The following is a 19,892-nucleotide window of genomic DNA, read 5'->3' as shown; positions in this document are numbered from 1 at the left end:
ATTAAGGTACTCTTGTACCTGACTATTTGGTGATGAATAACACCAAGGTTAGTAATTGTTTTGGCATGTATTGGTTATTGCTCCAATACCCCGACTGTTACTACCCCAAAAAGGATTCAAAAGAAAAAGTATGTAATTTAAAAATCAATATGATGAAGTACTATTTAATTGAAAACAAGTTAACCGATGAAACTAACTACTCAGCACGCGTATTAACAGAGCGTACTATTAATCAAGACGAGTTGATTGATAAAATGTTGAGTAAACGTAACCTAGTAAGTAAAACCGATATTGTGGCGGTGCTTAATTCTTACTATGAAGAGATTATCGAGTCGATAGAAGACGGCGATAATATTAACCTACCTTTATTAAATATTGGGTATTCTATTTCTGGAGTTTTTGATACCGAGGAGGATGGTTTTAATCCTGAAACTCATAAACTACACGTAAACCTCAACAGCGGAAAGTTAATCAACGAAATTAAAGACGATATTCCGCTACAAAAAGTAACTGCTCCTATTACCAACACGGTTATTAATAATTTAAAAGATATTACTACAGCAACTACGAATACTACCTTATCTGCCAACGGATTGTTTGAGCTGAATGGTTTGCGTTTAAAGATTGCTGGTGACTTACCTGAAGTTGGTTTGTATTTTGTTGCCGAAGATGGTACCGAAACCAAAGTTTCTTATTTGGCACAAAACAGCTATAAGAAGATTATTGGTCAAGCTCCTACCCTTGCTGCTGGTAACTATCGTGTTAGAGTTAAAACGCAGGCAACAGGAAACTCTGAACGCTTTTTAAAGGATATTATGGTAGGTGATTCTACATTTAGTCTTACTGTTGCTTAATTAACAACAGTACTGTTGTTTAACACCAAACACTACTGTTATGTAACAGACAACAGTAGTGTTTGATGTTTCAAACAAAATTTTATAACGTAAAAAGTACGAGCTGTATGCTCGTACTTTTTTATGTTATATACTCTTTTTATTATAGTTTTTAATGGGTATGAGGTGTTTACTAGTATAACTAACAAAATTCTCAATGTTTTATAGGGTGTTTTATCGCTCTTCGTTATGACGTTATTGCAAATAGTGTGAAGTAATTTTTATGTTTGACGAATAGTTCTCGATACTATTTTTACTTCGTTATCACTCAATAAAAATCACTCGAACTGACAGTGATTACAATAAAAGAATAAGGGTAACTCTTTTGAGTGAGATTTAGCTACGCTGAACCTTACGGTTTCTCTCTATCGTTCGGAATGACGGTTTGCTGTTTGTTAACGTCATTGCGAGCCTTTCGGCTGTTGCTCAAGACAGGCTAAAGCGAAGCAATCTCTAAGTTGTGAGTTCTAAATAAACAGACTCCTCATACCGCGTTCGTAGTAACATTAAAAAGGTATGGTAGCATCCTTGAATGAGATTTCTACAACTATTTAAACCTACTCGTGTCTATAAAAAGAGTGTCGCTTTTTCCATTAATAAAACGATAATTCAATTTTTCTCCACGATTTGAGAATATCGTATATATAGTATCAATCACCTTATTATTTTCTGTGTATACAACTAAATTACCTCCGAAACTATTTAACTCTGGTATGTTAAAGTATCCCTTTTCATCTGTTAAACTAAAAGTTTTAAGGGTGTCGTCTTCTACTACTTTTAAGTTTCTTAAAGGCTTTTTCTCTTTACTATAAATATAACCGTGATAATAGTCTATCTTTTTCTTACAAGAAAGTAAAAACAACAAGAGAGTAAATAAAAATAACTTTTTCATTATAATTAAATATCAAACCTGATACTTTATACAAAGCTAACTTCTATTAATATCAGAGTTTAGATACTATTACTTATTAATTGGTTTTAAGAAAATAGAGTCATATTTAGTAATATCGTTTCCTCCATAGGAACTTAAGGTGTCAGAGATTAAATTTCCTTTTTTTATAAAGAATTTAGTTGATAAGTCTCTAGAGTCATATCCAATTTTAAAATGTTTTTTTGCTTCAAAACTAAAACCTCCATTAGAACTAGTTTTAGTTTCTTCAATATATTCATTATTACTTTTAACAAAAACAATCGCATTTTCAATTGCCCTTTTTGTTTTGTAATTATAAACATTTCCTTCAGTAAAACTTCTCGAAAAATAAGACGAGCAAGAGGTTATACATAGTATTACGGATAATAGATATATTTTTTTCATTTTAGAGATAATTTTGACAACCAAATTAATGAGAGAACATCTTTTGTTGATGCAATTGTTCTATTATATGACTTATTGTAAGGAGGGTGTGGTGTATTTCTATAATAAGGCATTATATCTATCTCTCCTGAAGAAGGATAAGAAGGAGCTGAAGAATTTCTACTTTGAGTAACGGTATTTACACTTCCTTTGTGACCATACGAATAAAATGTGCCTCCATACGCTTTTAAAATAGTGTGCCCTATTTCATGCGCTGAAGTTTCTTTGAACTCGTTATCTTCATTAATTGAAGTTTGATAATCCCAATTATTTTTGTAAAAATACTCATAAATATACCCAACATTATAACACACAGCTTCTCTAGAGAAAATATTTCCTACAAAAGAGATAGGGTCTTCTACAGTTCCTGGGTTTCCCGAACGCATCCAAGAATTGTTAGTATTAAAAATTAGACTAACATCATCCATTGCTTTCTCCGTTGTATTTATTGCATTTACATAAACTTCGTATTTTTCACCATCAATATCAACATCTTTTGCTATGTAGTTCCCACTGTTTCTGCCCCAGTGATAATTAATACCATCTAAAGCCAACCTTTCTAAGTCTTCAAAACTTCTTGTACGTGCTGTTAAAGGAGGTTTACCAGTAATCAAGTCTCCCTGAGGTATTTCATCCCAAGGACATACTTCTTTTGAAGTTCTCATTCCCGGGTTAAGATGATCTCTTTGTATAACTTCTCTACACTCTAACCCTCTTGCTCCTCCATCTTTTAAGTTAACACGTAGTGTAACATCTATTCTTTTAGAGTTTTTATCAATCTTTACATCAACCCATTTAACCTCATCGTAACGCATACTAAAATCTAACTTTTTTCTGCTATAGTTATTTGAGTTATCTACTCCAATAGTATACAGGTTTAAATTTTCGTATTGTGTTAGTTTAGCAGTGTCTAAAATTCCTCCGCTATCAAACCCATCCCACTTCCAAATGTGTTCTCCTTGTTTTAGTTTGTTAGCATCAGTTATTTTTTCTTCATAAATCACCGAGTTTCCATCTCTAATTTGTAGCGTTAGTTCTTTGGCGTTATTATCGGCTATTTGGTAAGTAAATTGTACAAAGCCTCTTTCATTATTTCCGCTGTAATCAGCAATTCCTAGGGGGACAAAACTTGGCATATTACGATAATTTTGGGGTTACACTAAAGTTTGTACCGTCACTAGAAACGGTACTGCCATTATTAGTTACTTCGTTTTGGGCTCCAGAAAGTGTTTTTCTCCAATAGGTAGAATATTCTAGCGAAGCGTTAGGCATTTTTACTCCTGCACACGTAATAATTAATCGGTCTTTTATAGGCTGATCGTTTGTATTAGAAAATACTGTTTCGTATTTCTTTAGGTAACAATCAAAAAAAGTCATTTTTTTAGAGCCTCCTTTTAAATATGGGTAGTATATTTTTAACTCTAGTTGGTCTATAGCATTTTCTTTACAAGCCCATTCTTCAATATCGGTATTACCACCAGATTCTATTTCTAATTCTAAACCTGCAAAGTTTGCGGAGCTTGTGGGTTGGTCAGAAACGTTTATATTTCTATTAAAACCAAAGTTATAGGTTAGTACTTCTATCTCTCTGTTATTAAACAACAGCATAGTTCTATATTTCATAGCATCGCTTTTTAGTTATATTTTTTTCTTTGTTGAAGTAATCCTTAGCAATTTCAACGTATCAAACCTACAATTTTTTCGTTAAAAAAACCAGAACATTTTTCATTAAATCTCTTTGTACTAACCAAATACGAAACATGTACTTTGTTTGTACTTAATAGGTACTTATACTAACATTGTTCAAAATTAGCCTCAATACAAAAGATTTCTTCGCTGTTAGAGTATAGACTTTTAAATAATGAGATAACCACGTCGTTATTGCTCCTCGTTATGACGTCATTTCGATCAGTCTAAAGTAATATTTATGTTTGGAGGTATAAGTTTAGAACTATTCGAATAGTTCTCGATACAATTTTTATTTCGTTATCACTCAATAAAAATCACTCGAACTGACAGGGATTACAATAAAAGAATAAGAGTAACACTTTTGAGTGAGATTCCTCACTACCGTTCGGAATGACGGTTTGCCGTTTGTTAATATCATTTCAACTAGAGGGAGAAACCGTAAGTGGCTAAATCTTTATGTTTAAAATTCTAAATAAGCAGATTACTTCGTCGTATCCTCCTCGTTATGACGATAAAAAGGAGTTTTATATTCTTTTTCTTGATAAAAAGAAACAAAAATCAAGACTTACAATAAAATCGTAAGAAAATACTACGACACCTTCCACTGATAAAAAGAACTCGCTACCGCTCAAACAGCTTTTTATCTTACATCCACCGCTGCTGTCTTGATTTTCAAAGATTTTCTTGAAGGTCATAAAACATATAGTCATTATGAATAAAGCGTAGTAATCTCTAAGTTTAGAGTTACCTACTTACAGATTACTTCGTCACACCCTCCTCGTAATGACGGTATGCAAAAACACTTTTTTTCTAATACTACTTACTTTACAACTATATTTGCATATAGTAAAAAGAAAATAGTACCGTCTTAATGACACATCCTTTACGACGACATATTGAAGAAATTATACCTCTTACTGATGAGGAATTCACTTATATTCTCAGTTTTTTTCAGCCTATTACTAAACGTAAACATCAATATTTACTGCAAGAGGGCGAAATTGCAAATAAAGAATATTGGGTTGTTAAAGGTTGTGTAAAGAGCTATTTTATTGAGGATAGCGGTAAAGAGCATATTCTTCAATTTGCTATGGAAAATTGGTGGATTACCGATTATGAATCGTTTGTAAAGCAACTACCTTCTAAAACTGCAATTGATTGTATTGAAGATTGCGAACTACTATACATTACTTACGAAAACCGTGATAAACTTACTGCCTCTATGCACAAAATGGAACGTTTTTGGGCTAAAAAGAGTAAAATGGGCAGAATAGCTCTTCAAAAGAGAATTGTATCGCTCTTACAAAATTCTGCAAAAGAACGATACAACCAGCTGTTAGAACAATACCCTACCCTTTTTCAACGTGTTCCTAAAAAAATGATTGCTGCTTATTTAGGCGTTTCTAGAGAAACTCTTAGCAGGCTTAATTCTTAGTTTTTAATATTTCTTATTGTTTGTATGTGACATACATCACTTTAAAGGTGTGACATAGCTCCTGTGTAAAGTTGTGTATCCACCGCAACTTTGTAGCATAATTTTAAAACATATTATTATGCCTTTTGTAAACATTAAAGTTACCGACGAACAGGTAACCCAAGAACAAAAACGTCAACTTATTGAAGGAACAACACAGCTTTTAGTTGATGTACTTCAAAAAAATCCTGCAACTACCCATATTGTAATTGAAGAAATTCCTTTAGGTAATTGGGGGCACGATGGTAAACAATATTTAGGAACTAAAAAATAAGACTCATGAAAAACAAAACTGCAATTATTACAGGAGCTTCAACAGGTATTGGTAAAGAAATTGCTAAACTTTTTATAGAAAAAGGATGCAATGTAGTAATGAATGCTTCTACCGAAGAAAACTTACAAAAAGCTTATAAAGACTTAGGTAGTCCGGTAAACGCTGCGCTTCTTGTTGGAGACATTAGTAAACAGGAAACGAGTAAACAACTAGTGGCCTTAGCTTTAGAAAAATTTAACGGTTTAGATGTGTTAATTAACAACGCAGGAATCTTTGCTCCTAAACCTTTTTTAGAGGTTGAGGAAAGCGATTTAGAGTTGTACTGGAATGTGAATTTAAAGGGAACTTACTTTGCTTCTCAAGCTGTTATTCCAAGTATGGTGGAACAAAAAAATGGAGCTATTATAAATATAGGCACTGTTTTAGTAGATCATGCTATTGCTGGTTTTCCTGCTACTGCTCCTTTAATGAGCAAAGGTGCTATTCACGCCTTAACCAGACAGTTAGCTGCTGAGTTTGGAAATGATAATATTAAAGTAAACACTATTGCTCCGGGTATTATTAGAAGTCCCTTACAAGGAAAAATAGGTATTGAAGATGCCGATAGTTTAGCAGGGTTACACTTACTAAACCGTATTGGTGAGGTAACTGATATTTCTGAAGCTGCTTACTATTTAGCTTTTTCAAATTTTGTTACAGGTGAAACTATGAATGTGGCTGGTGGACACACCGTTGGTCATGCTATTTAAAAATTAAAAGGATGTATAAAGAAAATATAACAGCAATAGAACTTTTAGTAACGAACTACTTTGAGGGCATTTTTTATGGAGATATTAAAAAACTTCAATCATGCTTTTATAACAATGCTCCTATTTATGGAGACATTAAGGGGGCTGATTATTTTAAAAGTTCTGAAGATTATATTGAAGGAGTTGCTAACAGACAAAGTCCTAATGATTTGAAGGAATCTTTTAACATGAAAATTATTGGAGTTGATATTATGGGGAAAATTGCCATGGCAAAATTACATGTACCAATGTTAGGGTATAATTATTACGACTACCTATCTCTAACCAAAATAGAGAATGAATGGAAAATTGTAGCTAAGGTTTTTACGCATGTAGAATAATATTGCAACAAAAGCGGTTTGGATGTTTATCTAAACCGTTTTGTTTTTATTACTATATCAGATTAAATGGCTTTTCCCTTTTGAATGAGATTACTCCTACCGTTCGGAATGACAGTATACTATTGTATAGGTTAACGTCATTGCGAGCCTTTCGATTTAAGTTTATCTTGAGCAAAGTCGAAAGACTCAAGACAGACTAAAGCGAAGCAATCTCTAAGTTTTGAGTTCTAAACAAACAGGTTACTTCGTCATATCTTCCTCGTAATGAATGCAATCACCTATTTTATAACCCTAACCACTTTGCAAACTCTGCTGTTTTGTTTTGACTGGTTTTTAAAACTGTTTTGCTATTTTTTAGATTGATAGCCACAACATTTTTATTGTACCTACTTATCTTTTCTATATAGTTTCTATTAAGCAGTTCACTCCTATTAATTTTAAAAAACACGTTAGGGTTTATCATTTCTTCTAACATTTTTAAAGAAGATTGATTTAATACATGTTTTTTATTACTTGTATCGTATGCTGTTACAATTCCGTAATCTGCTTGAAAATACACCACCTCATCCATCTTTAAGAAATAGGTATACTGAGAGGATTTAACAGCGATAAAGTCTTGGTAGCTTTTAGGTGTTTGAGCTGTTTGATTTGCTAAGTAAGCATCTAATTTTTGTAAAACATTATGGTCACTTTCAACCTTCATTGAGTTTTTTAAGCTTGAGTACTTGTCTACTGCTTTTTCAAACCGTTCAAACGAATAAGGTTTTAATAAATACTCTATTCCACTGGTTTCAAAAGCATGCATCCAAAACTGGTTGTAAGCTGTAATAAATATAATTGGTGTTTGAATTGCTAGCTTTTTATAAGCATCAAAAACATTACCGTCTCGTAGTTCTATGTCAGAAAAAATTAAGTCAATATCAGAAGTTGATTCAAAAAACTGAAACACCTCTTCTACCGTTTCAAACTCATCTACCACAGTAATAGGTTCATGATAACTTTCTATATATTTTTTTAGCTTTTTTCTAGCTGGTAACTCATCTTCAACTATAAGTGCTTTTATCATTTCTAAACAGGTTTATGGGATGGTATTAATGGTAAAACAACTTCAAACTCTTTTTCAGTTTTGGATATCTTAATAGTATTTTCAGCAAGCAGTTCAAATTGTTTTGATAGGTTAGCCAACGCCACTCCATTACCTTTTCTTTTTTTAGAATACAACGCTTTGTTATTCGTTACTTTAATTCCTTTATCCTCTGCAATGGTAATATGTACAGGAGATTCAAATGTTCCTTTATTATGAGTGATTGCATTTTCTATAAGAACTTGTAAACAAAATGGTGGTACTACAATGTTTTTTGTATACAATACTGGGGCTATGTGTAGTTGATAATATCCCTGATATTTTTCTTCCATTAACTTAAAATATCCTTCTGCAAAAAGCAACTCTTCTTTTAATGAAACCAATTGTTTGTCTGCACTATGTAAACTATACCTATATAACTCTGCAAATCGATTTAAAAACAGAGAAGCTCTTTCGGTGTCTTCTTCAATAAGCTGATCTAAAACATTTAAATTATTAAATAAAAAGTGAGGGTTTAATTGTGTTTTTAATTGTGTTATTTCATTTCTTGCTTTACTCATTTCATAAGCAATTACTTGTTTTTGATAGGCTACATTTTCTTTATAATATAAATAAGCAAGTGAAAAGCCTCCAAAGATTATAAAATCAATAATTGATCCTATACTCTTATACACCAAGTGATATAGGGAGCCAAAATTTCTGGAATAGGTATCGAAAATAAAAGATATTATTAAGCCGAAAATATTTCCTATAACCAAATAGGATAACAATCCTACTCCAAAAAACAATAGGTATTTTTTTAATAACGGTGTTTGTTTTTTAGAACTTTTATTAATGCGTGTTTTAATAAAACGTACCCACCAGAAAATGAAAATTGCTTTTAAGAAAAACCAAAAGGGTGCATCTGGATGAAAAATAAAATCCTCCCAAGAACTTGAAACTCCAAATTGATTTTTTAGAATAAATATCCAGCAAAAGATGAAGAGAAAGATTAAAAATGTAGCATTTTCTCTAAAAAAGGATGTGTTTGTTTTCATATCAGTACTCACAAATATATCAAATTTGCGATGAAACTTTTGGAAGAATCTCACCGCAAACTCTAGTATTTCTATTTATCTTCTGGCCAAGTACTTACTGTATTTCCTTTTTCATCATAGGCTTCTAATTTTATTTTATTATCCTCGTCTATAATAAACTTAGCTCTTGTTTTTCCGTTAGAATCATATAAAAACAATCCGTTTTGTTTTCCTGGTGTTTGTCCCAAAGCTACTCTTGGTACTCCACCTATCATTCCTTTTTGTTGATATTCTTTAAACTTAGCTCTTCTCTCAGCCGGATCGTTAATTGTTCTTAATTCTTTACTTATTTTTTGAGTCATTTCTTGGGTTTCGTTATCTCCTCTATCATTAAACACCAACCTACCTGCTTTGTATCGTTTTCCGTCTCTCTTTGCATCAGTAGTTATGAGTTGCATTACTTGATCTCCATCGTATTGATCAAACGTTAACGATAATCCTGAACTATGTCCTTTTTCAGTTTTTTTACCATCATAAATAAATCCGCCGCACTCTATACCTTCTTCGTTATAAAAAAGCATTCCTGCTCTCTTTTTTCTTTCGTGATATACTCTTCCGTTAATTTCATCGCCTTTGCTAGGAAAATTTGCCGCATTAGTAATAAGCATTTTTACCGTTCCGTCATTTTCTATGATATTAATTCTTTTTACATCAATGGTATCAAACTGTGTATTTCCTTTATTTTTAAAGGCTACAGTAGTTAAAACTCCTATTAGTGCTGTTACACTTACTGCAAATGTTCTTAAAAAAATAAGTTCTCTTTTTGGGTTCATAATGGTGTGTTTTTTATAATTAGATACCTCAAAAGTATTTTGATCTTACGTTTTTTAAAACGTCTTTTTTATAAGCTCAGGAAAATAAATGATGAACTAAGGAATATATGCAATAAAAAAACCACCGACTTTAATCGGTGGTTTACAATATGTATTAAGGTTAGTTAATTCTTAGTACATGTTTTGTAGTGCTGTAATATCATTACCATTAAACTCTCCATCTTCGTTAGAGCTAAAGCACGCTAACATAATTGAAGTTGGATCGTATCCTGTTGGTGTACCAGACACATGGTTAGCTCCTACACCAGCAGTACCTTCGTTAGTATTTTGTCCACAACTTTGACGGCTAAACCAATCTGTATGTCTAAATCCTACTGAATGTCCTATTTCATGTGTAATTACATGCTCGTTTACATTCGTTGTGTACCCTGATAATCCGTAGATTTGTACCCATTTGTAAGGTAAACCTCCACTTGGAAAACCTGCGCTACCACCTGATCCAGATTGATTTGGATTTCGGTATACTACCATATCTTTGTTAGAATAATCTGTACCAAAGCTTAGGGTAAAGCTAATAGACACACCACTTAAACGGTTATAATTGTCTACCGCCCATTGTAATGCTGTTTGCTCTTTACTAGAAAGACCGTATCCACCACCACCTGTATATCCTATGATAGAAATATTTCTACCTTGAGATACCAAACTGTTGGTTGAGTATTGACGACCAGATTGATTCTCATCCTTAGCATCTGCCAAAGTGAATAATTCTTGTTCTGTCATTACAACATCCTCTTCTAAGAATAAGCGTACTTCTGAAGTTCCATCAGGAAAGTAAAAATTATCATAACGAATATGATCTACATTTAGCTCTAATTTAGCTACGGCGTCAACTACCTCTTGAGGTACTGGTTTAAGTCCTGGGTTATCGCTAGATTGCTCTATAACTCCTGACTCTTTAATTTGTTCGTTTTCACTTGAACATGAGGTGAAGAACACACCTACAGACAAGCCCATAATTAGGGCTAATTTTGTTTTTTTCATAATATGAAGGGTTTTTTAATTCGCTGTAAATCTACACTTTAGATCCATATTTTTAAAACAAAACCGTAAAAAGTGTTAAAAAAAAGAATATTTAAACAGAAAAATCATAAAATATTAAATATTAAACAAAGTAGCGGTTTTTTAAACAATTAACAAACACGCTATCAACAACTTAAAAACAAAACTTCCTCTAACAGCAGTAGTTAAAGGAAGTTTACGGTTAATTTATAGTGTTTATAACTTATATAATAGTGCTTTGCCCCATGTGTATATTTTGGAAGTTCATATCACTATCTTCTTGGTTATAGATATAGTCCGCTATAAAATCTCCTACTTTACTAGTAGAAAATGGATTTTCTGAATTGATGTCTTCTGTAGTAATTCCTAATTCTAATGATTTTTGAACGGCTACTTCTACTACTTTAGCTTCTTGCATTAAACCTAAATGTTCTAATAACATTGCTGTAGATAAAATAGAAGCTAACGGATTTGCTATATCTTTTCCTTTTGCTTGTGGAAAAGATCCATGAATAGGTTCAAATAATGCATTTTCTTTTCCTACTGAAGCTGATGCTAACAAACCTATAGAGCCTCCTATAACACTTGCTTCATCAGAAAGTATGTCTCCGAAAAGATTTTCTGTTAGAATTACATCAAATTGTTTTGGATTTAAAATTAATTGCATTGCAGCATTATCTACAAATAAAAAGTCAACTTCAACATCTGGATATTGTGTTGCCAATGCTGTTACTGCTTTACGCCATAACCTTGACGTTTCTAATACGTTGGCTTTATCTACCAATGTTAATTTTTTACGTCTTTTTTGAGCTGCCTGAAAAGCTAAGTGCGCCATTCTTTCAATTTCTTCTACGGTGTATGAACAACCATCAAAAGCATGTTGTCCGTCATCACTCAATTCTTTAATTCCAAAATAGATTCCTCCAGTCAGTTCTCTATAAATAGAAATATCGGTTCCTTCGATTCTATCTTTCTTTAATGGTGAATTTTGAAGTAACGTGTCATATGCTTTTACTGGGCGTACATTACAAAACAACCCTAGCTCTTTTCTTAAACGCAATAATCCTTGTTCTGGACGTACTTTTGCTGTAGGATCATTATCGTATTTTGGATCTCCAATAGCTCCAAATAAAATAGCATCACTCTTTTTACACTGTTCAATAGTTTCATCTGGTAACGGGTTTCCTGTTTTATCAATAGCACAGGCTCCCATTAATGTTTCTGTAAATAAGAATGTGTGATCAAACACATTACCAACAGCTCTAAGCACTTTTTTTGCCTGTTCTGTTACTTCTGGCCCGATTCCATCTCCTGGTATTACCGTTATGTTGTACTTCATCTTTTTACTTTTTATTTCATTGTTGCTTCAAAAGCTGTTATTGTATCTTTTTTACTAATTAAAAAATCTATATCGTCGTAACCATTTATCATACATAGCTTTTTGTATGGATTGATTTCAAAATCTACATTACCTATAGGTGTTTTTAGTGCTTGATTTTCTAAATCTACTATAATGGTTGTATCTGGTAATTCAGTTACTTTTTTTAACAGTTTTGCTAAATATTCTTTGGGTACCTGTACTGGTAATATTCCATTGTTAAGTGCATTTCCTTTAAATATATCAGCAAAAAAACTACTGATTACTACTTTAAATCCATAGCCCGCTAATGCCCATGCAGCATGTTCTCTACTTGAACCACAACCAAAGTTATCTCCTGCTATTAAAATACTTCCAGTATAATTTGGGTTGTTTAGGACAAAGTCTTCATTTATACTTCCGTTCTTTTTGTAACGCCAATCTCTAAATACATTATCTCCGAATCCTTCTTTATTGGTTGATTTTAAAAATCGTGCGGGTATAATTTGATCGGTATCTATGTTTTCTGTTGGTAACGGTATGGCTGTATCTATTAGTTTAACAAATTTCTCCATTAGTTTAATTGTTTTGTAAAGTCAGTGATTTTTCCTTCAACAGCCGTAGCAGCTGCCATTAACGGACTTGCTAAAATGGTTCTCGCTCCTTGTCCTTGACGTCCTTCAAAGTTTCTGTTTGAAGTTGATACACAGTATTCTCCTTCTGGTATTTTATCGTCATTCATTGCTAAACATGCTGAACAACCTGGTTGACGTAATTGAAATCCTGCTGCTTCAAAAACTTCTTGTAAACCTTCTCGCTTTATTTGTTTTGCCACTTGTTGTGAACCTGGTACTAACCACGCGTTTACATTTGCTGCTTTTTGTTTCCCTTTTATATAGTTTGCTGCGACTCTAAAATCTTCTATTCTAGAGTTGGTACAGCTTCCTATAAATACGTAGTTAACAGGTGTATCGATTAACGATGCTCCTTTTTTAAAGTTCATATATTGTAATGACTTTTCAAAGGAAGCATCATTAAATTGGGGAATGTTCTCTGAAATTTTTATCCCCATTCCAGGGTTGGTTCCGTAGGTAAGCATTGGTTCTATGTCTTCTGCATTAAACGAATACTCTTTATCAAATACTGCATTTGTATCTGTTTTTAATGTTTTCCAATAGGCTACTTTTTTATCAAACTCATCTCCTTTTGGTGCAAACTCACGTCCTTTTACATATTCAAAAGTGGTTTCATCTGGAGCAATCATACCTCCTCTAGCTCCCATTTCAATACTCATATTACACACAGTCATACGTCCTTCCATAGACATTTCTTCAAATACATTTCCTGCATATTCGCAGAAATATCCTGTACCTGAATTTGTTCCTAATTGAGCTATGATATATAAAATTACATCTTTAGGTAACACTCCTTTTTTCAACTTACCGTTTACATTTACACGTAAGCTTTTAGGTTTTTCTAACAACAAACATTGACTTGCAAATACTTGAGCTACTTGGCTTGTTCCAATACCAAAGGCAATAGTACCAAAAGCACCGTGTGTTGATGTATGGCTATCTCCACAAACCATAGTCATTCCTGGTTGAGTAATTCCTAATTCTGGTGCCATAACGTGTACTATTCCGTTATAACGATGCCCTAACCCATATAAAGTGATATTGTTTTCTTCACAGTTTTTTGTCAACTGCTCTAATTGGTTTCGAGACAACTCGTCTTTTATAGGTAAATGTTGATTTACTGTTGGTGTATTATGATCGGCTGTTGCTACTGTTTTGTCTGGTCGTGCAATTGGAATATTACGCTCTTTTAACTCGTTAAAAGCTTGCGGACTGGTTACTTCGTGAATTAAGTGTTTGTCTATATATAATATTTGTGGTCCGTTTTTAACAGTGTCTACCACATGCGCATCCCATACTTTATCAAATAATGTCTTTCCCATTAAGCTATAGCTATTTTTGAAATTTTATTAACTTGTTTCATAATCTGATGAATGTCTTCATCGATTACTTCTTTTTGTCTGTCAGCAAACTGTAAGAACGTTTTATAAGCTGTATCTAACTGAATTTTAGTTAGCTCATACCCTATCTTTTTTGCACGGTAAGCTAAGGCTGCTCTTCCGCTTCTTGCTGTTAATACAATAGCGCTTTCTGTAACTCCTACATCTGCTGGATCGATAATTTCATAGGTTTCACGGTTCTTGATTACTCCATCTTGATGAATTCCTGAGCTATGTGCAAAGGCATTTGCTCCTACAATGGCTTTGTTAGGTTGTACAGGCATTCCCATACGTTCGCGAACCATCATACTTGTATCGTACAGTAATTTGGTATTGATATCTGTTTGAAGGTTTAAATATGGGTGTTGTTTTAAAATCATTACAACCTCTTCTAATGCTGTATTTCCTGCTCGCTCTCCTATTCCGTTAACCGTACATTCTATCTGACGTGCACCATTGATAGCTCCTGCAATAGAATTTGCAGTAGCCAACCCTAAATCGTTATGACAATGACAAGAAATAATTACGTTTTCAATACCTTTAACATTGTCTTTTAGGTATTTAATTTTTGCTCCATATTCTTCAGGTAAACAATATCCTGTGGTATCTGGAATATTTAACACTGTTGCTCCTGATTTTATAACTTCTTCACAAACTTTGGCTAAAAAAGCATTATCGGTTCTACCTGCATCTTCTGCATAAAACTCAACATCGTCTACAAAGTTTTTGGCATACGAAACAGCTTCTTTTGCTCGTCTAACTACTTCTTCTTTCGAAGCATTGAATTTATACTGAATATGTGAATCGCTAGTACCAATACCCGTATGAATCCTAGGCTTATTAGCAAATTTTAAAGCATCTGCTGCTACTTCTATATCTTTTCTTACAGCTCTCGTTAATCCGCAAACAGCAGCATTTTTAACCAATTTGGCTATTTCTTGTACTGATGTGAAATCTCCTGGACTGGATACAGGAAAACCTGCCTCTATTACATCAACTCCTAAAAAATCGAGTCTTTCAGCAATAACTAGCTTTTGTTGGGTATCTAATTTACATCCTGGGACTTGCTCTCCGTCTCGTAATGTGGTATCGAAAATTTGAATTTTATCGCTTTGCATAAATCTAACTATGATTATCAAAATAAAAACCAAATGTATATATTGGCTTTTCTATCAGGCTCTTTTTTAATGGGTTAGTTACGATATCAAAACAACAAAAAACAAAAACAAAACACTGAAAAACAAAAAGTTATGCGTAAACCAATTACATTCTCCAACCAACAAAATGATGCTTTGTTTGTTTTGATTAAGTCTTTATCGAAGTCAGAAAAACGTCAGTTTAATTTATATGTTGGTCGTTTAGGAGGTAATGTAGATGCTAAATTTTTTGCGCTTTTTAAATTGCTTGAAAAACAAAAGAGTTATAACGAAAAGGCTATTATAAATAGCGGTGTGGTGAGTAAGCAACAGTTATCTAACTTAAAAGCTCATTTATATAAGCAAATACTAACTAGTCTTCGTATGAATCCTGCTCATAAAAACATTAGAATTCAAATACGTGAGCAGTTAGATTTTGCTACAGTTTTATATCAAAAAGGGTTGTACAAGCAAAGTTTAAAACTGCTTGACAAAGCAAAAAATATGGCGGTTGAAAATGAAGAAAAGAATGTTGCCTATGAAATTGTTGAGCTTGAAAAGGTTATTGAAAGCCAATACATAACCCGAAGTATTGACACACGTTCTGACGAATTAACTGTTCAAGCTAAAGAGCTTAGCATGCAAAATGTTATTGCCAGTAAACTGTCAAACTTATCGCTACAACTGTATGGAACATTGCTTAAAAATGGTTACGTAAAAAATGATGAAGAGCTGCAGCGAGTAAATACTTACTTTTATTCTAAACTTCCTGAATATACCTATGAAGAATTGGGTTTTAGGGAAAAGTTATGGTTATACAAAGCACATTTGTGGCACAGCTTTTTAACACAAGATTTTTTACAGAGTTATAAGTATGCTAATAAATGGGTAGATTTATTTAAGAATGATACTAAGAATATTTCTTTACATCCTGTTTTTTATTTAAAAGGAAAGAATTACTTATTAGAAAGCTTATTTTTTATAAAGCACTATGGTAAGTTTCAAGAAGAGCTCTCTGCTTTTGAAAAGGAAATTGAAGAGAAAAGTATTCCGCAAAATAGCAATACTGAAATCTTAACTTTTCTATACTATTATGCTAATAAATTGCACTTACACTTCTTAGAGGGTAGTTTTTCTGAGGGTGAATATTTAGTGGCTATTATTAATGATAAGATTAATAGTTATAAGGATCGTCTTGATAATCATCATATCGTGGTATTTTACTATAAAATTGCTTGTTTGTACTTTGGTATGGGTAAAAACAAAGAGTGTATTTTGTATTTAAATAAAATAATTAAACCTAAAAATATTCAAGTAGCTAACGATCTACAGTGTTTTGCCAGAGTACTCTCTTTAATTGCTCATTACGAGTGTGGCTTAGATTATGATTTGGAGCGACAGTTTAAAGACACCTATCGTTTTTTACTTAAAATGGAAAATTTACAAGAGGTTCAAAAAGAGTTTATTTCTTCTATAAAAGCGTTGGGAGATGTATATCCGCATCAAATAAAAAAGGAGTTAAAAAAAGTGCACAGTCGCCTTAAGGTTTATGAGAATCACCCTTATGAAAAAAGAGCTTTTTTATATTTAGATATTCTTTCGTGGCTTGAAAGTAAAATTGAAAACAAACCTGTTGCTCAAATTATTAAAGAGAAATTTGTTAGTTCTCAAAAGTGTTGAAATTGAGGTCTGAGTTATGTTGTTTCTTTTTCTATAATGTCCTAATCCTTAGTTAGAAAAATGTATTCTATAAATAATAATTTTTATAGTTTTTCAAATTGAGTAAAAATAATAGTTTCATCATTATATTTAAAAATATTTTTAAGTAGTTCATTTACTACACTTATTAAGCTATCTTTATTCTGAATTCTTATTAAATATGTATCTCCATAAATATTAACATGAAAACTTTTTTTATACAAAGAGGATTGTTTAAAGTCGCTATAATTTATTGAGTTATTATACTTCTCATCATTAAAACTCAACAGCAACATATACCCATTTTCATCTTTTACTTCATGGTTGAAGTCTTTGATAACAATCTGCCTGAATGCCTGAATATCTACCCTATTTTGTTTTACCTGCTTTAAAACACAACCTATATTTAACTGAAAATCAATTTTATTTTTATCTACGTACTCAATATATTCTTTTATATTTTTCTTTCTTTTTTTTAAAAATCTAAACATTAAAAAGTTATTTATCCCTATTAACATATTATAAATAAGCGTCCTACTTTCCTTTTCACAACTAGTGATTTATTCTAATAATAAAAAAGAAAACAATTTTATCTAAAACAACTGCTCTTTTTTCACTTGCTGATATTCTTCTATAATTGCTTCTAAAACTTCTTGTGCTGGTTTAATTTCATGGATAAGCCCTGCTACTTGACCTATTTCTAGTTCTCCATCGTCCAAGTTTCCTTCAAACATACCTCTTTTAGCACGCGCACGCCCTAACAATTCTTTTAATTCTTCTATCGTCGGATTCTGTTGATATAATTCCTGTACTTCTTGAAAGAACTTGTTTTTTACCAAACGTACAGGTGCAAGTTCTTTTAACGTTAGTTGTGTACCACCATCTTTTACTTCAACAATTGTTTTTTTGAAGTTGTCATGTGCTGAAGATTCTACAGTAGCAGCAAAGCGACTTCCTATTTGCACTCCATCTGCTCCCAACACCATTGCTGCTAACATTCCTCTACCTGAACCTATTCCTCCTGCGGCAATTACCGGAATTTTAACTTGTTCTTTTACCATAGGAATTAGTGTAAATGTAGTAGTTTCTTCACGGCCGTTATGACCTCCAGCTTCAAAACCTTCACATACTACAGCATCTACTCCAGCTGCTTCTGCTTTTAAGGCAAATTTTACTGAACTTACCACATGAACTACAGTAATTCCTTTTTCCTTTAAAAATGAGGTCCATGTTTTTGGGTTGCCTGCAGAAGTAAACACAATTTTTACTCCTTCTTCAACGATAATATCCATGATTTTTTTTATATCAGGATACAACATTGGTACATTTACACCAAAAGGTTTATCTGTTGCTTTTTTACATTTTTGAATGTGTTCACGAAGTACTTCTGGATACATAGATCCTGCTCCAATTAATCCTAATCCACCTGCATTTGACACTGCAGAAGCTAGCTTCCATCCTGAAACCCAAATCATTCCACCTTGAACAATTGGATACTGTATATTAAATAGTTTGGTAATTCTGTTTTGCATAGCGTAAATGTACAATCATTAGCTAGGAAGCACAAAAAAACCTCGGAAAAATCGAGGTTGTACATTTATCTTTTTGTTTATAAGAAGGTTACGAAATCACACCAGAACCTAACAGTTCTTCATTTTTATACCAAGCAACAAATTGTCCTTCTTGAATAGCCGATTGTGGATTTTCAAATTCAACATAAATTCCGTTGTCTACTTTATACAGAGTAGCTTTTTCTAACGGTTGTCGGTAACGAATACGTGCTTCTACTTCCATAGACTCGCCAGTTTGTAAAGCTAAATCTTCACGTACCCAGTGTAATTCTTCATTTGACACAAACAATACACTTCGATACAAGCCTTGGTGATTTTTTCCTTCTCCTGTATAAATAATGTTGGTATCTACATCGGTTTCAATCACAAACAATGGTTCTTTAGTTCCTCCAACTGCTAAACCTTTACGTTGACCTTTTGTAAAATAATGCGCTCCTTGATGTTTTCCTACTACTTTTCCATCCTCTTTATTATAAGAGAACTTCGTTGAAAAATATTCTAACTCTGCTTCTTTATTATCAAATTCTGGAACTGAACGATTGTACTGCTCAAATTCATCTGGAATTCGGACAATATCTCCTTCTTTTGGTTGTAGTTTTTGTTGTAAGAAGTCTGGAAGTCTTACTTTTCCTATAAAACACAATCCTTGGCTGTCTTTTTTATCAGCTGTAATTAAATCTGCTTCTTTTGCTATTTCTCGAACTTCTGGTTTTGTCAACTCTCCAATAGGAAATAACGCTTTAGATAATTGTTCTTGTGATAATTGACATAAAAAGTATGATTGGTCTTTATTAGTGTCCTTTCCTGCTAATAATTTATACACAGGCTTTCCATCAATAATTTCTTCTGATTTTCTACAATAATGTCCTGTAGCTACATAATCGGCTCCTAAACTTAATGCGATGTCCATAAACACATCAAATTTAATTTCACGATTGCATAATACATCTGGATTTGGAGTACGTCCTTTTTCGTATTCATTAAACATATAGTCAACTATACGTTCTTTGTATTGTTCGCTTAAATCAACTGTTTGAAAAGGAATTCCTAATTTTTCTGCAACAATCATGGCATCATTGCTATCTTCTAACCACGGACATTCATTAGAAATGGTTACGGAATCGTCGTGCCAATTCTTCATAAACAATCCAATAACTTCGTATCCTTGTTCTTTTAGTAAATAGGCGGTTACACTACTATCTACACCTCCTGAAAGTCCTACTACTACTCTTTTCATCTTGTACTTTTGAAGCTGCAAATTTACGAAATAATAAACGTTTTCATTATGGAAATAATTGATGACTTCAT

At 32.7% G+C, this 19,892-nt stretch carries 21 protein-coding genes; 6 read left to right on the top strand and 15 right to left on the bottom strand.

From position 1 onward, the window contains the following. The first annotated feature begins 152 nt into the window (after window positions 1–152). Window positions 153–854 carry an HU family DNA-binding protein gene (locus ACKTTR_RS06660; RefSeq protein ID WP_408027095.1) on the top strand — a complete coding sequence of 234 codons (702 nt, stop codon included), beginning with the start codon at window positions 153–155 and terminating at the stop codon, window positions 852–854. Between the two features lie 586 nt (window positions 855–1,440). Here the strand turns inward: ACKTTR_RS06660 and ACKTTR_RS06655 are convergent. From ACKTTR_RS06655 to tssD, 4 genes are all read right to left on the bottom strand, one after another. Further along, a complete protein-coding gene (locus ACKTTR_RS06655; RefSeq protein WP_408027094.1) occupies window positions 1,441–1,785 on the bottom strand; it encodes a hypothetical protein in 345 nt (114 codons plus the stop codon). Between the two features lie 69 nt (window positions 1,786–1,854). Beyond that, window positions 1,855–2,208 (bottom strand): hypothetical protein, encoded by a 354-nt coding sequence (locus ACKTTR_RS06650; RefSeq protein WP_408027093.1) that lies wholly within the window; start codon window positions 2,206–2,208, stop codon window positions 1,855–1,857. Then, on the bottom strand, window positions 2,205–3,383 hold the full coding sequence (locus ACKTTR_RS06645; protein ID WP_408027092.1) for a hypothetical protein: 1,179 nt from the start codon (window positions 3,381–3,383) through the stop codon (window positions 2,205–2,207). Before ACKTTR_RS06645 ends, ACKTTR_RS06650 begins: the two co-directional genes overlap by 4 nt. 1 nt (window position 3,384) lies before the next feature. Then, window positions 3,385–3,870, bottom strand: a complete 486-nt coding sequence (gene tssD, locus ACKTTR_RS06640) for a type VI secretion system tube protein TssD (RefSeq protein WP_408027091.1) — start codon at window positions 3,868–3,870, stop codon at window positions 3,385–3,387. 937 nt (window positions 3,871–4,807) lie between these two features. Here tssD and ACKTTR_RS06635 point away from each other — a divergent pair. From ACKTTR_RS06635 to ACKTTR_RS06620, 4 genes are all read left to right on the top strand, one after another. Next, window positions 4,808–5,371 (top strand): Crp/Fnr family transcriptional regulator, encoded by a 564-nt coding sequence (locus ACKTTR_RS06635; protein WP_408027090.1) that lies wholly within the window; start codon window positions 4,808–4,810, stop codon window positions 5,369–5,371. A 118-nt stretch (window positions 5,372–5,489) separates the two neighbouring features. Then, complete coding sequence (locus ACKTTR_RS06630; protein WP_047789068.1) at window positions 5,490–5,684, top strand: tautomerase family protein; 195 nt, start codon at window positions 5,490–5,492, stop codon at window positions 5,682–5,684. Window positions 5,685–5,689: 5 nt separating this feature from the next. Beyond that, window positions 5,690–6,433 carry an SDR family NAD(P)-dependent oxidoreductase gene (locus ACKTTR_RS06625; protein WP_408027089.1) on the top strand — a complete coding sequence of 248 codons (744 nt, stop codon included), beginning with the start codon at window positions 5,690–5,692 and terminating at the stop codon, window positions 6,431–6,433. A gap of 11 nt (window positions 6,434–6,444) precedes the next feature. Further along, a complete protein-coding gene (locus tag ACKTTR_RS06620; RefSeq protein WP_408027088.1) occupies window positions 6,445–6,813 on the top strand; it encodes a nuclear transport factor 2 family protein in 369 nt (122 codons plus the stop codon). A gap of 283 nt (window positions 6,814–7,096) precedes the next feature. Here ACKTTR_RS06620 and ACKTTR_RS06615 read toward each other — a convergent pair whose 3' ends face one another. From ACKTTR_RS06615 to ACKTTR_RS06580, 8 genes are all read right to left on the bottom strand, one after another. Beyond that, window positions 7,097–7,879 carry a LytR/AlgR family response regulator transcription factor gene (locus tag ACKTTR_RS06615; protein WP_408027087.1) on the bottom strand — a complete coding sequence of 261 codons (783 nt, stop codon included), beginning with the start codon at window positions 7,877–7,879 and terminating at the stop codon, window positions 7,097–7,099. Between the two features lie 2 nt (window positions 7,880–7,881). After that, the gene (locus ACKTTR_RS06610) at window positions 7,882–8,934 is read right to left on the bottom strand and encodes a sensor histidine kinase (protein WP_408027086.1); all 1,053 of its coding nucleotides are present in this window, start codon (window positions 8,932–8,934) and stop codon (window positions 7,882–7,884) included. 71 nt (window positions 8,935–9,005) lie between these two features. Further along, window positions 9,006–9,746, bottom strand: coding sequence for a hypothetical protein (locus ACKTTR_RS06605; RefSeq protein ID WP_408027085.1), 741 nt, complete (start codon window positions 9,744–9,746; stop codon window positions 9,006–9,008). Window positions 9,747–9,917: 171 nt separating this feature from the next. Next, a complete protein-coding gene (locus tag ACKTTR_RS06600; RefSeq protein WP_408027084.1) occupies window positions 9,918–10,790 on the bottom strand; it encodes a M57 family metalloprotease in 873 nt (290 codons plus the stop codon). A gap of 241 nt (window positions 10,791–11,031) precedes the next feature. Then, the gene (gene leuB / locus ACKTTR_RS06595; RefSeq protein WP_408027083.1) at window positions 11,032–12,147 is read right to left on the bottom strand and encodes a 3-isopropylmalate dehydrogenase; all 1,116 of its coding nucleotides are present in this window, start codon (window positions 12,145–12,147) and stop codon (window positions 11,032–11,034) included. Window positions 12,148–12,158: 11 nt separating this feature from the next. After that, complete coding sequence (leuD, locus tag ACKTTR_RS06590; RefSeq protein ID WP_408027082.1) at window positions 12,159–12,740, bottom strand: 3-isopropylmalate dehydratase small subunit; 582 nt, start codon at window positions 12,738–12,740, stop codon at window positions 12,159–12,161. Further along, the gene (gene leuC, locus ACKTTR_RS06585) at window positions 12,740–14,122 is read right to left on the bottom strand and encodes a 3-isopropylmalate dehydratase large subunit (RefSeq protein ID WP_408027081.1); all 1,383 of its coding nucleotides are present in this window, start codon (window positions 14,120–14,122) and stop codon (window positions 12,740–12,742) included. The genes leuD and leuC overlap by 1 nt, the downstream gene beginning before the upstream one ends. Continuing rightward, the gene (locus ACKTTR_RS06580) at window positions 14,122–15,297 is read right to left on the bottom strand and encodes a 2-isopropylmalate synthase (RefSeq protein ID WP_408027080.1); all 1,176 of its coding nucleotides are present in this window, start codon (window positions 15,295–15,297) and stop codon (window positions 14,122–14,124) included. Before ACKTTR_RS06580 ends, leuC begins: the two co-directional genes overlap by 1 nt. A gap of 132 nt (window positions 15,298–15,429) precedes the next feature. Here ACKTTR_RS06580 and ACKTTR_RS06575 point away from each other — a divergent pair, with 132 nt between their 5' ends. Continuing rightward, window positions 15,430–16,995 carry a hypothetical protein gene (locus tag ACKTTR_RS06575; protein ID WP_408027079.1) on the top strand — a complete coding sequence of 522 codons (1,566 nt, stop codon included), beginning with the start codon at window positions 15,430–15,432 and terminating at the stop codon, window positions 16,993–16,995. An 83-nt stretch (window positions 16,996–17,078) separates the two neighbouring features. On the opposite strand, the gene ACKTTR_RS06570 is transcribed toward ACKTTR_RS06575, so the two are convergent. From ACKTTR_RS06570 to mnmA, 3 genes are all read right to left on the bottom strand, one after another. Beyond that, window positions 17,079–17,504 (bottom strand): hypothetical protein, encoded by a 426-nt coding sequence (locus tag ACKTTR_RS06570; protein ID WP_408027078.1) that lies wholly within the window; start codon window positions 17,502–17,504, stop codon window positions 17,079–17,081. Window positions 17,505–17,606: 102 nt separating this feature from the next. Next, window positions 17,607–18,545, bottom strand: a complete 939-nt coding sequence (locus ACKTTR_RS06565; RefSeq protein WP_408027077.1) for an NAD(P)H-dependent flavin oxidoreductase — start codon at window positions 18,543–18,545, stop codon at window positions 17,607–17,609. 88 nt (window positions 18,546–18,633) lie between these two features. After that, window positions 18,634–19,821, bottom strand: coding sequence for a tRNA 2-thiouridine(34) synthase MnmA (gene mnmA, locus ACKTTR_RS06560; protein WP_408027076.1), 1,188 nt, complete (start codon window positions 19,819–19,821; stop codon window positions 18,634–18,636). Between the last annotated feature and the right edge of the window lie 71 nt (window positions 19,822–19,892).

Origin of the sequence: Tenacibaculum litoreum, from assembly GCF_964513915.1 — a bacterium.
Classification (GTDB): Bacteria; Bacteroidota; Bacteroidia; order Flavobacteriales; family Flavobacteriaceae; genus Polaribacter; species Polaribacter litoreum.
This window is presented reverse-complemented; position numbering and strand designations above follow the sequence as displayed.

Excerpts from the sequence above, each read along its gene's own strand:
- ACKTTR_RS06660 (WP_408027095.1), top strand. The coding sequence starts at position 153 with ATGAAGTACTATTTAATTGAAAACAAGTTAACCGATGAAACTAACTAC.
- ACKTTR_RS06655 (WP_408027094.1), bottom strand. The coding sequence starts at position 1,785 with ATGAAAAAGTTATTTTTATTTACTCTCTTGTTGTTTTTACTTTCTTGT.
- ACKTTR_RS06650 (WP_408027093.1), bottom strand. The coding sequence starts at position 2,208 with ATGAAAAAAATATATCTATTATCCGTAATACTATGTATAACCTCTTGC.
- ACKTTR_RS06645 (WP_408027092.1), bottom strand. The coding sequence starts at position 3,383 with ATGCCAAGTTTTGTCCCCCTAGGAATTGCTGATTACAGCGGAAATAAT.
- tssD (WP_408027091.1), bottom strand. The coding sequence starts at position 3,870 with ATGAAATATAGAACTATGCTGTTGTTTAATAACAGAGAGATAGAAGTA.
- ACKTTR_RS06635 (WP_408027090.1), top strand. The coding sequence starts at position 4,808 with ATGACACATCCTTTACGACGACATATTGAAGAAATTATACCTCTTACT.
- ACKTTR_RS06630 (WP_047789068.1), top strand. The coding sequence starts at position 5,490 with ATGCCTTTTGTAAACATTAAAGTTACCGACGAACAGGTAACCCAAGAA.
- ACKTTR_RS06625 (WP_408027089.1), top strand. The coding sequence starts at position 5,690 with ATGAAAAACAAAACTGCAATTATTACAGGAGCTTCAACAGGTATTGGT.
- ACKTTR_RS06620 (WP_408027088.1), top strand. The coding sequence starts at position 6,445 with ATGTATAAAGAAAATATAACAGCAATAGAACTTTTAGTAACGAACTAC.
- ACKTTR_RS06615 (WP_408027087.1), bottom strand. The coding sequence starts at position 7,879 with ATGATAAAAGCACTTATAGTTGAAGATGAGTTACCAGCTAGAAAAAAG.
- ACKTTR_RS06610 (WP_408027086.1), bottom strand. The coding sequence starts at position 8,934 with ATGAAAACAAACACATCCTTTTTTAGAGAAAATGCTACATTTTTAATC.
- ACKTTR_RS06605 (WP_408027085.1), bottom strand. The coding sequence starts at position 9,746 with ATGAACCCAAAAAGAGAACTTATTTTTTTAAGAACATTTGCAGTAAGT.
- ACKTTR_RS06600 (WP_408027084.1), bottom strand. The coding sequence starts at position 10,790 with ATGAAAAAAACAAAATTAGCCCTAATTATGGGCTTGTCTGTAGGTGTG.
- leuB (WP_408027083.1), bottom strand. The coding sequence starts at position 12,147 with ATGAAGTACAACATAACGGTAATACCAGGAGATGGAATCGGGCCAGAA.
- leuD (WP_408027082.1), bottom strand. The coding sequence starts at position 12,740 with ATGGAGAAATTTGTTAAACTAATAGATACAGCCATACCGTTACCAACA.
- leuC (WP_408027081.1), bottom strand. The coding sequence starts at position 14,122 with ATGGGAAAGACATTATTTGATAAAGTATGGGATGCGCATGTGGTAGAC.
- ACKTTR_RS06580 (WP_408027080.1), bottom strand. The coding sequence starts at position 15,297 with ATGCAAAGCGATAAAATTCAAATTTTCGATACCACATTACGAGACGGA.
- ACKTTR_RS06575 (WP_408027079.1), top strand. The coding sequence starts at position 15,430 with ATGCGTAAACCAATTACATTCTCCAACCAACAAAATGATGCTTTGTTT.
- ACKTTR_RS06570 (WP_408027078.1), bottom strand. The coding sequence starts at position 17,504 with ATGTTTAGATTTTTAAAAAAAAGAAAGAAAAATATAAAAGAATATATT.
- ACKTTR_RS06565 (WP_408027077.1), bottom strand. The coding sequence starts at position 18,545 with ATGCAAAACAGAATTACCAAACTATTTAATATACAGTATCCAATTGTT.
- mnmA (WP_408027076.1), bottom strand. The coding sequence starts at position 19,821 with ATGAAAAGAGTAGTAGTAGGACTTTCAGGAGGTGTAGATAGTAGTGTA.